This window comes from Microbulbifer sp. TB1203 (assembly GCF_030997045.1).
GTDB lineage: Bacteria > Pseudomonadota > Gammaproteobacteria > Pseudomonadales > Cellvibrionaceae > Microbulbifer.
In genome coordinates this window covers 579,265-595,255 of record NZ_CP116899.1, presented here as the reverse complement: position 1 = coordinate 595,255, position 15,991 = coordinate 579,265, and the positions used below count along the sequence as shown (strand labels likewise).

The following is a 15,991-nucleotide window of genomic DNA, read 5'->3' as shown; positions in this document are numbered from 1 at the left end:
CAAACACTTGGCGAGGCGTCGTATCGTGCCTCACCGGCCTGAGGCGATCAAAAATCTCTGTGACAGTCTCAGTAGCCGGCGCGGCTGGGCTCGATTTTATCCGGCTCTTCGAGTTGATCTTTCGCCTGGAAACGCGTGCCACCGCCAGTGGCGTTCAGTTGGTGGATAGCGATCGGCGCCCCGTGCTCATCCAGTTCGACCAGACCGATCCCCGACTGATTCCACAGCCGCTCTCCCGCTTCCCGCCCCGCCGGCAGACTCGGAGTGATCCGCATCCGGCGGCGCTTGGTAAGCCAGTTCAGCGGTGAGCGCGACGCGTACAGCCAGCGGTTGAGGCGATCCAGAATTTCGAGCAGCTGCTGGGGGAATTCGTTTTTGATACCGCTGCTGGTGATCTGCCAGATCCTTGAGCTGGCGGAGCGGTGGCGCAGGCGAACGTCGTAGGCAAAGGAGTAATGCACGTCGCCGGAGAGGATAACGAAGGTCTCCGGTGTTCTGGAATGGCTGAAGATATTCAGCAGCACACTGGCCGCGCCGCGGTGGGCCATCCAGTTTTCCGCATCTACCGTGAGCGGCCGGCCAATCAATGTGAACAGCTGCTGCAGCGTCTCTATCAGCTTGACCCCGAACATCGGCGCCGGGGATACCACGATCACGGCCTTCTCCCCCATCACCGACTGCTGGAATTCCGTCAGCGCTTCCCAGTCCATCAACCCGGAGGGGCGGGCCGGAGAGACCTCGCTGCGCCAGCGGTGGGTGCGGGTGTCCAGCACCACCACCGGCGGCGATGTCGGCAGGCGGTAATGCCATTGACCGAAGCGCAGCAACTCGTCGATCAGTGTGTCCTGGACGGCATCCGGTAGAAATCCATTCCCGTCGACATCCCGCACCAGGTCCGTAACCAGCGGCATAAGTTCGCCAAAGGCCGCCGGGTCATTGCCCCACCCCTGGCCGAGCAGATAGCCGATCAGCGCGTTGCCGACGATCCGCCGCGAGAAAGGATGCTCATAGACGGTGGTTTCCCAGAGGGCGGACAGGTTCCAGTCGTCGGTGACATCGTGATCGTCAAAGATCATATACGTGGGAATGTGGGCCAGCGCTCTGGCGGCGCTGGGCAGTTCGTCGACGAAGCGGTCGATGTGCGCCTGCTCCTGCCGGTAGAGTTCGGCGTCTCCGGCGGCCAGGGCCGGAGGCTGCCGGTCGACCAGGCGCCAGCAGACCGGCGACCAGGCCAGCAGATACATGGCCGTGACCTCCGCCAGGGAAATCAGGTGGTTGCGGGCGTTGGCTGAGGAAAAAACCGGTTTGCGGGCGCCGCCGAAGAAACGCTCGATCAGCGCCACATTGCGTTCGGTGGCCGGCAGCAGCTGGTGGCGGTGGTAATAAGTGCGGGGATCGCCGCGCAGCGCTTTGCTGTCGGTCACGTCGGCGTCCGGCACCCGTTCCTCGAACAGTCCCAGCCGCTCGATAAGCTGGTGGATGGCGCGGAGCGTGGGCCCGGCGACATCGTCCGCGTAGACCTGGTCGCCCGTCAGCATCAACAGCGCCGGGCGCGCGTCAACATCGGCACCGGCAGCCGCCACCTCGGCATCGACCCGGACCAGGCCGTCGCCGGCCGGGTGATGGGGGCGCCGGCAGGAACCGTGAAAGACGCGGTCGAGACGACTTTTGAAAACGTAATCGGGATGGGTGGCGCCGGGCAGGCAGAGGTGCGGGGCCCAGTCCCGAATCCAGGCGACGTCGCCGCCCTTCTTCCCCGCCGCAACCACGCCCAGGTCATAGCCCACCAGGCTACCTTCGGGTACAGGCTCGTCAAAATCGACCTGGACCAGGTGCACGAAAGCGCACTCTCCCAGCGGGATTACCCGGACCTCCTCTTCCCGCAGGCGGCGCTCCCGGGAAGAGCCCGCCACTGTCAGACGAAAGCGCAGGGGCGCCGCCGCCGAAGTCACGAGCCACAGCGCCACACTGTCAGCGGTAGCCCGCCGGACGATGGGGCCGGCCAGCACCGGCGGCAGTGCACCGTCCACATGGCGATTCTGCGCCAACTCAGGCGGCAACTTCACAGCCCCTCCCCGAGCCGGTGGCCGACACGCGACAATATTCATCTGTCCGGTACAACTCAAAACGCCATTTAGCGATGGTATTTTCCTCCCACAGCAGAAATGCAACGGCTGCAACGAGCCGTGTTTTCTTTTTTAGTTGGGGGTCTTCGGGTTCGGGACGACTAGAGTATTTCAATCCCCTCGCACTTGTAGCGGCCGATCAGGGTATCCTCCTGCAGGATTTCCCCATCGAGATTGAAAGCGAAGAAATAGGTTTCGGTGTGGTCTCCGATTTCGACGCTTTTCAGGCCGATACACTCCTCGGGATGCCCGGGCACAATCTTGAAGGTGGAGGTGCCCCGCCCGGGGACAGGCTCGCCCAGGGGCACGATGCGGATATCACTGAAATCCTCGCTGGCGACAATCAGCCGGTTCGAGCCTCGGTAGCGGTCGTCGGCGTGTTTGTCATACGGCTCGTGGGAAATCTTGCGGGGAAAGAACAGCCACTCCCGGCGGTAGGGGTGCCACTCCGCCGCCTCGTGAATCACGTAGCCGTCCCCGTCCACGCCCAGCGCTTCGCGCATGCGCTGGTAGCGCTGGCTCCAGTCCACACTGGCCAGGCCGTAATTGCTATCGAGGATCTTGACCCATTCTTCAGCGGGATTTTTCCCGTGGCTGCCGATCACCAGTTGGTCCCCCCAGAGGGTGGCCCACTCGCTCTTGAAGCCCTTGAACACCTCGTCACCACAGCCGGCCATCAGGATATGCCGTGGGACCAGTTGATTCCCGTTGCGGATTTCGCACACCAGTCCGGTGCGATCATCAAAGGTCATCAGGCGTTCACCGAACATAACCAGTTCGGAAAACTCAGCCCCGCGTCCGCCCTCGGCAAGCAGGCTGATCAGCTGGTGTTCGCCCCCCTGTTCCGGCGGAATGTCCTCCAGGGTGTAACGTACCATGCCGGTGGCGCCGTCGATGTGGCGATACAGTCTGTCGTGGCGCAAGGTGGAGGCCCAGGCGACCTGGCCATTCTCCAGCTCAAGGCGCGACGCGTGGTCCTCATCGGTGATGATCGCCAGGGTGTATTCGGACGTGTCCCGGTCGAAGCGCTCAAGGCGCCGGATATCGGCACTCGGATTCTTCATCGGCGTGATTCCCGTGAACTGAGTGGCAGAGACTGCCAATGGTATCACGGAATAAAATGGCGGGGCCGGCCCGCCTCGGCCATGCCCCATACGCTTGGTGCCGTATTCAAAGGCCACCGGGCCCAACCTTGCCGCAGGAAGACCAAGAGAAGATGAGTGGTGGTGGTGACCTGCACACGTTCACCGGGCTCGGTCCGGACTTAGGGCGCCGGCCGGTGTCGGCGGCAGGACCAGAGTATCGCAGTCTTGCCGCCGCCCAAGAGCTGTTATAGTTCCATTCCCGCTCGCCGGGCTATGCATGACGAATAATGGAGAGCACGCCAGTTGAAAACCAAGATCAAAGCCGTTCTGCGGCCTGCCATCAGCGTGTTACAAAGGAGCCTGTATCGGTTCTTACCCGGCCATATCCCGATTGCGTTCAAACTGGCTCTGGTCATGACCCTGTTGCTGGTGCTGGGGATGACGAGCCTGGGCTGGTTTATCAGCAATAACCAGAACCGCCTGATGCGGGCGCAACTGCATGATTTCGGCCATACCATGGCGCTGCAACTGGCGAAACTCGCCAGTGAGCCGATTTTGTCGGAGGACAGCCTGAACCTGCGCATGCTGACCACCAACCTGGGCCTGGATGAAAAAGTCCTCGGCGCCGGTATTTACGCCCATAACGGCGAATTGCTGTCGGCGGCCGGTATCCAGCCGGACCGGGCCAATACCGTTTTCGATTCAACCGGGGTCATATCCGGGGTCATATCCCGGCCCTGGTTCTGGCGCACGGCGGACAGGCCGCCGGAACGGTTGATCAGCTTTATCGCCCCGGCCATCTACCAGGACATCCGGGTCGGCTCTGCGGTGGTGACCTTGTCGGCGTCGCTGATGGACCAGGCCGCGGCCAGGGCCCGCGATGCGATTATCTACGCCACGCTGGCCATGACCTTACTGGCGTCCTTGCTGGCCTATTGGCTGAGCCGGCGCCTGTCGCTGCCGATCCACCATCTGATGGAAGCAACCCGGGCCATCGACCGCGGCGACCTGGCGGTCCGGCTCGACGACCGGCGCAACGACGAAATCGGCTTTTTATTCGAGGGTTTCAACAATATGGCGGCCGGGCTGTTGAAGAAATCGCAGGTGGAGCAGGTCTTCTCCCGCTATGTATCAAAAAACGTCGCCGACAAGGTACTGGCCAATCTGGACGAGATCCGCTTGAGTAGCCGGCCGATCGAGGCGACCGTGCTGTTCGCCGATATCGTCGGTTTTACCGCGATGTCGGAAAAGCTGCAGCCGAGTCAGGTCTCCGAATTGTTAAACGAATATTTCTCTTATATTTCAAGCGCCTGTTCGTTGTATGGCGGGGTGGTCGACAAATTTATCGGCGACTGTGCGATGCTGGCGTTCGGCGTGCTGGAGGACGATACCGAGCACACATTCAACGCGGTCAGCTGCGCGGTATTGATTCAGCGGCTGGCGACGCAGTTAAACGAGCAGCGCCGCGCCGACGGCCGGCCCGAGGTGCATTTTCGCATCGGCATCAACTACGGCATGATGCTGGCCGGCAACCTGGGCTCCGACGACCGCATGGAATACACCGTGGTCGGGGATGCAGTCAACCTCGCTTCCAGGTTATGCTCCGTGGCCAGGCCGGATCAAATCATTATGCGAGAAGAACTATTTAACATTCTGCAGTCGCGCGTCATCGCGCAGGCCGGGCAGACCCTGCCGATCCGCGGCAAGTCGGCGCCGGTGAGGATCTATTCGGTGCAGGATATCCATCGCAAATTTCAGCCGCTGCTGCAGGCCAATCTGCAGGAGGTGCTGAACTATCAGGCCAATCAACAGAGCCGGCGGGCTGTCGGCCATGCCTAGTGTGGTGTCCCATACTAGCCGGTCAGCGCTGCTGCTATGGCTGTTGCTATTGCCGCTGCTGCCGGCCTGCAACCTTATACCAATGAAGCAGCAGGCGCTGGAAGGTTTTCCGCCCGACGCGCTGCAACAGGTCCGCCGGCAGTCGGCCGAACTCGACCGGCTGCAGAAACTGGATATTGCGACGCCGGTTCAGCAACAACAAATCAAACAATTGCACAGCGGCCTCCGGCAGTTCGAGCGTGACGTAATCCGTGCCGCGAGCCGGCTGGAGCAGCAGGACGACTGGCGCGGCGCCGACGGAATTTTTCGTGGCGCCACCGGCGCGCTGCCAGACAGCCAGATACTGAGTTCGGCGCGGCAGCAATTGGCCGAGCGGCGCCAGTTGCGCGAAGAGCTGGTGCGTATGGATCTGGCGATCCATCGCGGCGAGCAATTGCTGAAAGACGCCGATGCCTACCAGCGCCTGCGGCAAGTCAAAGGCCCCGGCCCGCTGACCTGGCTGGAACTGAACAGTTATCACCGCAAATGCCGTAAATCGGCCAAAGAGCTGCAGCATTATGCGCAGCGGGCATTGGAACGGCGGGACTATTCGCTGGCCCGCCGCGGTTTGCAGATTGCACAGCGTTTGTACGGCGACGACTATCAGCAGGACGACATCGAACGCGACCTGGCCCTGGCCGACCGCCAGCTTCGCCGGGCGAAACGCCAACCGGCCAAGGCCTCCTTTGACAACGGGGCTGTCAAGGCATTGCAGCAGGCGCTGGATGCCGGCGATCTGCTCGGCGCGCGACAACATCTGAACCGGCTACAGCAACGGTCACCGCGGCATCCGCAACTGTCGCCCCTGCAATCGCAGTTCCGGACCCAGTTAAACGTCCGGATCGAAACGGCGATCAAGCGGGGCAATGATTTATACAGCCAGGGCGATATCGACCGGGCCCTGGACGTCTGGCGCGAAGCCAAAACCTTGGACCCGGACAACGACGAATTGCTGACCAACATCGCCCGGGCCGAAAAAGTGCTGCATAACCTGCGGGCCCTGTCGGTATCGCCCAGCGCCGAATTTTAGTGCCCTACTCCCACTCGATGTAACCGGCAACTTGCTGGACAGGTCGCAGGTCACGCGGGAGATATACTCTATCCCGTTGATAATGCGGTTGGTGACCTTTTCAACCAGTTCGGAGATTTTTTGGCATCCGGGTGACAATAATCGCCTGAGAACCTGCCCGTTTTTTCTCCATTTACACCCCTTCCTTCCCGATCACCTGAGGACCTTGACAGCACTGCCACATGCGCAGCATATCTCGATGCCTATATTGAATACGCGCTTCTCCCCTGCGCCATTCGCCTGCAAACAGCCTCCCGGGGTGCATTACACTTCCAGCCGCAATGCTTGACAGGTAGGACCTGTAAGTGCAACTTAAGGTGATAGCGCTACCATAACGTGGATGAGAGCGATAAAAACAATAAAGGGAAAACCCATGAAGCGAGTCTCCCTCAGCCTGAAGGAGAAGCTGGGCTATGGCCTCGGCGACACCGCCAGCAATATCGTCTACCAGGCCGTGATCAACGTCCTGCTCTATTTCTACACCGACATCTACGGCATCACCGCAGCCGCCGCCGGTACCCTGATGCTGGTGGTGCGGTTGTTCGATGCGGTAACCGATCCCATCATGGGCGCCATCGCCGACCGCACCAGATCCAGGCACGGTCGCTACCGGCCCTGGATGCTGTGGGTGGCCGTTCCCTACGGTATGCTCGCCGTGGCCGCCTTTGTCACGCCCGGCTCCGATGCCGGCACCAAGCTGGTCTACGCCTATATCAGCTATGCCTTGCTGATGAGCGCCTACACCGCCGTCAATATTTCCTACTCGGCCTTGGGAGGCGTGATGACGGCGGACAGCGAAGAGCGCGCCAACCTGCAGACTTACCGCTTCGCCATGGCCATGGTGGGCGGCTTCCTGGTGACCACTTCCATTTTCCCGCTGGCGGCGCTGCTGGGCGGGGACAACCAGCAATTGGGTTTCCCCCTGGCCATGGCGGTAATGGCGGTTATCGCCGTACTCTGTTTCCTCGGCTGTTTTTCGCTGACCAGAGAGCGCCTACAGCCGGACGAGGGCGCGTCGAAGGCCAGCCCCGCCGCCGACCTGAAGGCCATGTTCAGCAATTCCCAATGGCTGCTCATCGCCCTGGCCACCTTGATCATCATGATCCGCGGCGCCATGCAGAGCGCGGCCAAGCCCTATTTTGTCGATTACTATCTGGTCAACACCATGAGCGGCTTCTTCGCCGATACCACTAACCTGCTGTCGATGTTTATGGGACTGACCATGCTCGCCGGTGTCGCCGGCGCCCTCACCGCCGGCTGGCTGGTGAAGAGATGGTGCAAGGTAAAAGTGATGAAGCTAGCCCTGTGCGGCACTATCACCCTGAACGCGCTTCTGTTTCTGGTGCCTCGGGAATGGGTGCTGCCGGCCTTGTCCCTGACCATGTTGTCCAACTACTTCCATATGATGTTCGTGCCCCTGCTGTTTTCCACCGTGCCCGATACCGTGGATTACGGATTGAAAACGACAGGCAGGGGCGCCATGGCCATGTTTTTTGCCGGCCACCTGTTCGCGCTCAAAGTGGGCAACTCCATCGGCGGCGGCCTTACCGGCTGGGTGCTGGCCTTCTTCGGCTACCAGGCCAATGTGGAGCAGACAGAGCAGGCACTGTTCGGCATTGTCTTCGCCTTTGCCGGCAGTTCCGTGATCGCGGGAGCACTCGTGATCGGCTGCCTGCACTTCTACAAACTGACCCGCGGTTGGCAGGAGTATCTCCCCGCCGGCGATTCGTCCCAACCCGTTCCATCTTCAAGTACGCCATGAACAGCAAAATCAGAAATCCGATTCTGCCCGGCTTCAATCCGGATCCCTCCATAGTGCGCGTCGGCGATGATTTCTACATCGCCACTTCCACCTTCGAGTGGTATCCGGGAGTACAGATCCACCACTCCCGCGACCTGGTGCACTGGCGCTTGACCGCGCGCCCCCTGGACCGCGCCGAATTGCTGGATATGCGCGGCAATCCGGATTCCGGCGGCATCTGGGCGCCCTGCCTGACCTACAGCGACGGCCTTTTCTGGCTGGTGTACACCGATGTAAAACGCCACGAGGGCTCCTTCAAGGACAGCCACAACTATCTCACCACCTGCGCCACCGTGGACGGCCGCTGGTCCGACCCGGTGCCCCTGAATAGCAGCGGTTTCGACGCCTCCCTGTTCCACGACGACGACGGCCGCAAGTGGCTGGTGAATATGCAGTGGGATATCCGCCCGGGCCGCCACTCCTTCAACGGCATACTGCTGCAGGAATACTGCCCGAAAGAAAAGCAATTGATCGGCCCCATCACCAATATTTTCAAAGGCACAGAGCTGCGCCTGACCGAGGCACCGCACCTCTACCGGCGCAACGGCTACTACTACCTGATGACCGCAGAGGGCGGCACCGGCTACGACCACGCCATCACCATGGCGCGCTCGAAAAAAATCACCGGCCCCTACGAGGTGGACCCGATAAAACATATCGTGACATCGAAGGATGATCCGCAACTGTCACTGCAGCGCTCCGGCCACGGCGACTGGGTGGAAACACCGCGGGGCGAAATTTATATTGTGCACCTGTGCGGTCGCCCCCTGTCCCTGCACGGCAACTCCGGCCAGCGCCGCTGTCCCCTCGGCCGGGAAACCGCGATACAAAAAGCTTATTGGAGCAAGGACGGCTGGCTGCGCCTCGACAACGGCGGCAACAGGCCGGATCTCGAAACGGATGTGCCGGACCTGCCACCGCACCCCTGGCCCGAATCCCCGCCCAGAACCACATTCGATTGCGACAGGCTGCCGCTGGATTTTCAGTGGCTGCGCATCCCTTGGGAAGAAACTCTGTTCTCATTGAAAGACAGGCCCGGTTACCTGCGCCTATACGGGCACGAGTCCATCGGCTCCTGGTTCAAACAGGCGCTGGTGGCACGACGGCAACAGGCCTTCCGCTTCACCGCCACCACCAGAATGGAATTCGAGCCGGACAATTCCCAACAGGCGGCGGGCCTGATCTGCTATTACAACGCGCACAAGTTCCACTATCTTTTTGCCAGCTGCAACGACGCCGGCCAGAGGTATCTCGCCATTTTGAGTTGTGAGGGGCAGCAGCAGTGGAATCTGAATTATCCGCACGAGAGCGTTAAGGAAATCCCCCTGCCGCGGGGTTGCGCCCTCTATCTGCGCGCCGAGGTGGACTTTGAAAAACTCTTTTTCTCCTGGTCTCTGGACGGGAAAAACTGGCAGCGTATAGATGTCTGCCTGGACTATTCGCTGATTTCCGATGAGGCCGGCCGCGGCGAGGGCAAGAGTTTTACCGGCGCCTTTGTCGGAATGGCCTGCCAGGATACCTCCGGTCGTCGACGGGCGGCGGACTTCGAGTTTTTTGAGTACCTGGAGCGGGAACCGGACCGGATCGAGCCACGGTAAAATGCCGCATCGGAATGCTCCGGTTCAATTTCCAGAGTTACGTCTAAATTTAAGGCGTCTTATCGAGTTCCTTCTCCGCAATTACTAAATAAGGAGGAAGGAAAGGACACCTCTCTCCCGGGACTCGGCAGAGTGATCTGCCGGGGATTTTGCTGACCGGTCTTGGTCCAGCGCCGGGCCCCATACTTCCACGTCTAGCTCCGCCGGGTGGGTGCATTCGACGCTTGCTCTGGCCCAGTGCCCTCTACCACGGCGTAGAGGTCTTCGGCCCGGGCCGGCTTGGTGAGGTAGTCGTCCATGCCGGCCTCGAGACATTTCTCTCGATCGCCCTTCATGGCATGGGCGGTCATGGCGATGATGGGAACGTGGGTGCCTGACTCCCGCTCGGCGGCACGGATGGCTCGGGTGGCGTCTAAACCGTCCATCTCTGGCATCTCGACATCCATGAGCAGGATATCAAACCGGCCCGGCTCGAAGGCCTCGACCGCCTCCCGGCCGTTGCGCGCGAGCGTGACATCGTGGCCGCGCTTCTCCAGGAGGCGGATGACCAGCGCCTGGTTCACCGGCGAATCCTCCGCGAGCAGCACCCGGCGGGTGCTGACGGCGCCGGGCCGGTCCTTGGACGGGGCCTTCTCCGTGGGGGCGCCCAGAACCTCGACGACGGCCGTCCACAGCTCAAGCTGCGAGACGGGCTTGGGCAAGGAGTGTGAGATCCGGGCGGACCGGAGGCGCCCGGGCTCGACCAGTCCCGCCGCCGCCGAGGAGAGGAGGACGATGGGCAGATCCCGCAGGGCGTCGTCCCCGCGGATCCGCTCGGCAACCTCCAGCCCCGACATCTCGGGCATCACCTGATCGAGCAGCACCAGGTCGTAGGGCGCGCCCGCCCCGACGGCCCGCCGCAGCTCCTCCAGGGCCATGGGACCCGAGCCCACCGCGGCGGGCTCCATCTCCCAGCTCTCGACGATCTCGGTGAGGATGCGCAGATTGAGGGGGTAGTCATCCACCACAAGTACCCGGCGGCCTTGCAGGAGGTCCCGCGACGCCCTGAAACGCGACACCTCGCCTGCGACCCCCAGACGGGCGGTAAACCAGAAGGTGCTGCCACGGCCCGGCTCGCTCTGGACGCCTATCTCCCCCCCCATCCGCTCCACCAGCCTCGCTGCGATGGCCAGGCCCAGCCCCACGCCCTGGCGGGCCGCGGGAGGCTTGAGCTGCTGGAAAGCCTCGAAGATCTCGGCCCGCTGCTCCTTCGGGATGCCGATGCCCGTGTCCTCCACCTCGAACCGGAGTACCACCTCCGAGTCGGCGCGGGAGACGGCTGAGACGTCCACCGCGACGTGCCCCTCGTCCGTGAACTTGACCGCATTGCTCACCAGGTTGTCGATGACCTGACGAAGGCGGAGCCGGTCGCCCTCGACCGTCAGATCCGCCAGTTCGGGAGGCAGGTGGTAGGCGAGCTCCAGACTCTTGTCCGCCGCAGGCGCCGCGTGGGAATGCATGGACTCCCCCAGCACGTCGTCGAGGCGGAGGGTGCCTTGCTCCAAGATCAGCTCACCAGCCTCGATCTTCGAGAAGTCAAGGACGTCGTTGAGCAACCCCAGCAGGGAGCTCGCGGACTGGTCCACAAGCCGCACGTACTCACGCTGGATCGGGTCGAGGTTGGTTTCCCTGAGCAGATCGGTGAACCCGAGCACGCCGAACATGGGCGTGCGCAGGTCATGGCTCATGCTGGCCAGGAACGCGCTCTTGGCGGCGTTGGCCGCCTCGGCGCTCTGGCGCGCGGCGCGTTCGGCCTCGGCCCGCCGGCGCTCGGTCAGATCGAGCACGAAGGCGACGCCCTCGTCCCGCGAGCCCTCGAACAGCGCGGCGCCGATGAGGACCGGCACCCGGCTGCCGTCCCGGCGGAGAAATTCCTTCTCGTACGGCTGACAGGCCCCCCCGGCCCGGAGCTCTTCCATGGCCCGGGCATCGGCCGCCTCGTGCTCCGGCGGAGTCAGCTCGGCCCATTGGATCCGGCCCGAGCGCAACGCCTGGCGGTCGTAGCCGATCATGCGGAGCATGGCATCGTTGGCGGCGGTGACCTCACCGGCCAGGGTCCAGAAGAACACCCCGATGATATTGGAGTCCACCAGCCGCTGGATGCGCGCTTCCCGCTCGCGCAGATCGGTATAGGCCCGCTGCAGGTTTGCGCACATGGTATTGAAAGCGGCGGCCACCTGGCCGAGCTCGTCCTCCGCCTCCTGGGGACCACGCGACAGCCGCAGCGGCGGCGGCGGGTTACGGAGGTCGTAACCTTGGACGAACCGCGCCAGGGTCGTCAGGTGACGGGTGACGAGGCGGTGGACGATGTAGAGGATGAAGGCGGAGACCAGGAAGGTCTTCAGGCCCTCGTTGAGCAGGATGACCAGGGCGGTGCGGCGCAACTCCCGGTACAGCTCGGTCAGGGTCGCCTCGACATAGAGGGTGCCGATCCGCTGCTCTGTTCCCCGGACGGAATAGAAGATGGGAAATTCCTTCGCCACGGCCCCATGGCTCGCCCGCTGGCCCGCGGTCACGACCAGAGGAGCCCTGTCTGCGATTTCGCGGATTTCGACGGCACGGATGTGCGGCAGCCGGACGATGCCATCCACTTGGGCCTGCAGGTACCCCTCGTCGAGTCGCCACAGGCCTTCGCGCAGGCTGCCGAGATAGCCGTATTCGATCTGCACGAGCTGGCTGTCGATCGCATCGACGCCGCGCCGATACTCGAGGTAGAGCTGGATGGCGGTGAGCGTCAGGGTGACCGCGAAGCTGAACAGCAGGACGCTGGCGAATATGCGCAGGCCGACCTGGCTACGCACCCGCGTGTAGAATGCCCGCAGTGCCTCCCCAACCCGCATATCTTTAATATGTCCTCCGACTTCCGACGGGCTGTCCATCGGATTGGTTCCCGCTGTCCCTCCTGTGTCAGGATAGTCGTCGCCTCTTCTGAGCTCCTGGCAGTAGGGGGCAGGTGGAAAGAGGTTGAGAGGTAGCCCGTGACTCGCAAGAGCGTAAGGCAAGCGGCGGGTAGCGTCCCTTCAAGCAGTATAACCTAGTGTAACTCCGCACCGCCTTGACCACCCGGTGGCGCGCAATCACCCGCAGCCGGCTGTCCGTCGGATAGGCGATCGCCTTCTCTTGCATGGCGCCCACGATCACCCGCTCGAACTCGGCAGACCGCACCGCCGCATCGATCGTGGCCTTGAGCATCTCATTCCTTCCCAGCCTCGCCGAGCGCGCGGCGGAAATGCCCGATCTACGTTGCATCACATGGCACCGTGGCCTCACCCACGACATCCGCGTGGCCAGCACCGCCAGCGGATGGCGCGGGTCATCTGATCCAGTCGGGCACGGAAGAAATCCGGGCCTCCTTGCGCTCCGGAGAATACCTCACTCACGGCTCCTATCGCCCCCAACACGGTTGCACACTCTAACAACTCGAAGCGACATTTACCCTGACAGAGGGGGAACAGACTTCACGGTGGCAACCTTGCCACCGTGAAGTCTGTTTTTTTATCGAATGCAGAATACTCTCTCAGTTCATTTGCTCCGTAATGGCTTAATTCATGTGCTTATTTTGTGTATTTTTTATAGAGATGATCGTACACACTAGTCCTTTTTATATGTTTTAAACCCTCTTCAAAGTCTTTTGCTAATTCCTTGCTCTTGAAAGCAGCTTGAAAATAGGTTCTCCCTGAAAAGATAGGATGATAAACAACCTCATCAGTTGTATCATACTTTTTACTCAATTGTTTTCGATGCCATTTAAAAACGGTTTCATCAACTATAATAATTTGGGATCGACCTCTCCAGAACATTTCATTTTGGCCCTTTTGACTATTATGTTCGATATAATATCTCTTGTAAGGTTTGGGTGGAGTGGGTTGGAAAAGTTCTTCAAAAGTAGCGCCAAGATCCCGATATGCATTTTCCCAAGCTACAATTGAATGCCCCACCAGATCGGAAATTTCATTGATTTTCAAGTTGTCTTTTTTTCTGGAAATGGCGTAATTATCAAAATATATAAAATCATCGACATAATACAACCCATCTCCAGGTACCTGCCGAACTGTGGCTACCGCGTCAATACCTTGTATAGTGAGCAATGCTTTCTGAAGTCGTTTGTTAGGCAAGTGAATGACTTCTAAAGTATGCCCTTTGTATGCCAGCGCCTCACGAAATATATCAATTTCTAATCCTTTCTTGGAGGACCCGATCACAAATGGTGGTTTGTCGATGCCAAATCCGACGACTACATTCTCTGAAAACCCTTTATCAGAAAGCAGGCACAATATGAAAAACATCATTATGAAATGTAGCTTTTTCGTAATGTCTACAGCAGACAGTTTGCCACCGGAATGATGCCTTTGATTCATATTGATCCATCCATAGCTTGATTGAACATATTTTCTAAAGTTAGTGTCCACCCAGAGGGTCTTGGCGCCGGGATGTGCTCGACGCTTGCTCTGGTCCGGTGTCCTCCACCGCGGCGTAGAGGTCTTCGGCCCGGGCCGGCTTGGTCAGGTAGTCGTCCATACCGGCCTCGAGACATTTCTCTCGATCGCCCTTCATGGCATGGGCGGTCATGGCGATGATGGGAACATGGGTGCCTGACTCCCGCTCGGCGGCTCGGATGGCTCGGGTGGCGTCGAAACCGTCCAGCTCGGGCATCTGGACGTCCATGAGCAGGATGTCAAACCGGCCCGGCTCGAAGGCCTCGACCGCCTCCCGGCCGTTGCGCGCGAGCGTGACATCGTGGCCGCGCTTCTCCAGGAGGCGGATGACCAACGCCTGGTTCACCGGCGAGTCCTCCGCGAGCAGCACCCGGCGGGTGCTGACGACGCCGGGCCGGGCCTTGGACGGAGCCTTCTCCGCGGGGTTGCCCAGCGCCTCGACGACGGCCGTCCACAGCTCAAGCTGCGTGACGGGCTTGAGCAAGGAGTGTGAAATCCGGGCGGACCGGAGGCGACCGGGCTCGACCAGCCCTACCGCCGCCGAGGAGAGGAGAACAATGGGCAAATCTCGCAGGGCGTCCTCCCCGCGCATTCGCTCGGCAACCTCCAGCCCCGACATCTCGGGCATGAGTTGATCGAGCAGCACCAGGTCGTAGGGTGCGCCCGCCCCGACGGCCCGCCGCAGCTCCTCCAGGGCCATGGGACCCGAGCTCACCGCGGCGGGCTCCATCTCCCAGCTCTCGACGATCTCAGTGAGGATGCGCAGGTTGAGGGGATAATCATCTACCACCAGGACCCGGCGGCCTCGCAGGATGTCCCGCGACGTCCTGAAGCGCGGCACTTCGCCTGCCACCCCCAGACGGGCGGTGAACCAGAAGGTGCTGCCACGGCCCGGCTCGCTCTGAACGCCAATCTCACCCCCCATCCGCTCCACCAGCCTCGCTGCGATGGCCAGGCCCAGCCCCACACCCTCGCGGGCCGCGGGAGGCTTGAGCTGCTGGAAAGCCTCGAAGATCTCGGCCCGCCGCTCCTTCGGGATGCCGATGCCCGTGTCCTCCACCTCGAACCGGAGCACCAGCTCCGGGTCGGCGCGGGAGACGGCTGAGACGTCCACCGCGACGTGCCCCTCGTCCGTGAACTTGACCGCATTGCTCACCAGGTTGTCGATGACCTGGCGGAGGCGGAGCCGGTCGCCCTCGACCGTCAGATCCGCCAGCTCGGGAGGCAGGTGGTAGGCGAGCTCCAGACTCTTGTCCGCCGCAGGCGCCGCGTGGGAATGCATGGACTCCCCCAGCACGTCGTCGAGGCGGAAAGTGCCTTGCTCCAAGACCAGCTCACCGGCCTCGATCTTCGAGAAGTCAAGGACGTCGTTGAGCAACCCCAGCAGGGAACTCGCGGACTGGTCCACAAGCCGAACGTACTCACGCTGGATCGGGTCGAGGTTGGTTTCCCTGAGCAGATCGGTGAACCCGAGCACGCCGAACATGGGCGTGCGCAGGTCGTGGCTCATGCTGGCCAGGAACAGGCTCTTGGCGCGGCTGGCCGTCTCGGCCGCATCCCGGGCTTCCCTGAGCTCGTTCTCGACCCGCTTCATCTCGGTGATGTCACGAATCACCCCCACCAAGTAGACCTCGCCGCGCACCTTCATGCGCGTCTTCTTGGTCGAGATGATCCGCCTCATCCCATCCGCGCCGGTAAAGCACTCCTCGTTGACGTTCTCCTGCCCGGTGGAGAGCACCACGTCGTCCTTCTTCCAGAAGACCTGGGCCTCGTCGTGCGGGAAGTAGTCGAAATCGCTACGGCCCAGCAGATCCTCACGGGGATACCCCATGAAGCGGCAGAAGGCGTCGTTGAGGGCCACCCAGTTGTGCTGCGTATCCTTCACGAACACAGGGTCCGCGAGGGCGTCAAGGATACTGGTGAGGAACTCGAAGTCGCCGAAGTCCTGTTGCACGCTTC

Annotated in this window: 9 protein-coding genes; 4 read left to right on the top strand and 5 right to left on the bottom strand. The window is 61.5% G+C overall.

Annotated features, from left to right (window positions below):
* Nucleotides 1-68: 68 nt before the first annotated feature.
* Both PP263_RS02505 and PP263_RS02500 read right to left on the bottom strand, forming a co-directional pair.
* On the bottom strand, nt 69-2,066 hold the full coding sequence (locus PP263_RS02505) for an alkaline phosphatase D family protein (protein ID WP_308366796.1): 1,998 nt from the start codon (nt 2,064-2,066) through the stop codon (nt 69-71).
* Between the two features lie 161 nt (nt 2,067-2,227).
* The gene (locus PP263_RS02500; protein WP_308366795.1) at nt 2,228-3,190 is read right to left on the bottom strand and encodes a hypothetical protein; all 963 of its coding nucleotides are present in this window, start codon (nt 3,188-3,190) and stop codon (nt 2,228-2,230) included.
* A 324-nt stretch (nt 3,191-3,514) separates the two neighbouring features.
* Here PP263_RS02500 and PP263_RS02495 point away from each other — a divergent pair, with 324 nt between their 5' ends.
* The 4 genes from PP263_RS02495 to PP263_RS02480 all read left to right on the top strand — a co-directional run bounded on the left by PP263_RS02495 (nt 3,515) and on the right by PP263_RS02480 (nt 9,557).
* A complete protein-coding gene (locus tag PP263_RS02495) occupies nt 3,515-5,050 on the top strand; it encodes an adenylate/guanylate cyclase domain-containing protein (protein WP_308366794.1) in 1,536 nt (511 codons plus the stop codon).
* A complete protein-coding gene (locus PP263_RS02490; protein ID WP_308366793.1) occupies nt 5,043-6,119 on the top strand; it encodes a hypothetical protein in 1,077 nt (358 codons plus the stop codon). Before PP263_RS02495 ends, PP263_RS02490 begins: the two co-directional genes overlap by 8 nt.
* A 412-nt stretch (nt 6,120-6,531) precedes the next feature.
* Entirely contained in the window at nt 6,532-7,920 is a 1,389-nt protein-coding gene (locus tag PP263_RS02485) for an MFS transporter (protein ID WP_308366792.1), read from the top strand.
* The gene (locus tag PP263_RS02480; RefSeq protein ID WP_308366791.1) at nt 7,917-9,557 is read left to right on the top strand and encodes a glycoside hydrolase family 43 protein; all 1,641 of its coding nucleotides are present in this window, start codon (nt 7,917-7,919) and stop codon (nt 9,555-9,557) included. Before PP263_RS02485 ends, PP263_RS02480 begins: the two co-directional genes overlap by 4 nt.
* A gap of 194 nt (nt 9,558-9,751) precedes the next feature.
* On the opposite strand, the gene PP263_RS02475 is transcribed toward PP263_RS02480, so the two are convergent.
* From PP263_RS02475 to PP263_RS02460, 3 genes are all read right to left on the bottom strand, one after another.
* Nucleotides 9,752-12,475, bottom strand: a complete 2,724-nt coding sequence (locus PP263_RS02475) for a response regulator (RefSeq protein ID WP_308366790.1) — start codon at nt 12,473-12,475, stop codon at nt 9,752-9,754.
* Nucleotides 12,476-13,150: 675 nt separating this feature from the next.
* Complete coding sequence (locus PP263_RS02465; protein ID WP_308366789.1) at nt 13,151-14,005, bottom strand: transporter substrate-binding domain-containing protein; 855 nt, start codon at nt 14,003-14,005, stop codon at nt 13,151-13,153.
* Complete coding sequence (locus PP263_RS02460) at nt 13,995-15,986, bottom strand: response regulator (RefSeq protein WP_308366788.1); 1,992 nt, start codon at nt 15,984-15,986, stop codon at nt 13,995-13,997. The genes PP263_RS02465 and PP263_RS02460 overlap by 11 nt, the downstream gene beginning before the upstream one ends.
* Nucleotides 15,987-15,991: the final 5 nt, after the last annotated feature.

Excerpts from the sequence above, each read along its gene's own strand:
- PP263_RS02480 (WP_308366791.1), top strand. The coding sequence starts at position 7,917 with ATGAACAGCAAAATCAGAAATCCGATTCTGCCCGGCTTCAATCCGGAT.
- PP263_RS02475 (WP_308366790.1), bottom strand. The coding sequence starts at position 12,475 with ATGGACAGCCCGTCGGAAGTCGGAGGACATATTAAAGATATGCGGGTT.
- PP263_RS02490 (WP_308366793.1), top strand. The coding sequence starts at position 5,043 with ATGCCTAGTGTGGTGTCCCATACTAGCCGGTCAGCGCTGCTGCTATGG.
- PP263_RS02500 (WP_308366795.1), bottom strand. The coding sequence starts at position 3,190 with ATGAAGAATCCGAGTGCCGATATCCGGCGCCTTGAGCGCTTCGACCGG.
- PP263_RS02485 (WP_308366792.1), top strand. The coding sequence starts at position 6,532 with ATGAAGCGAGTCTCCCTCAGCCTGAAGGAGAAGCTGGGCTATGGCCTC.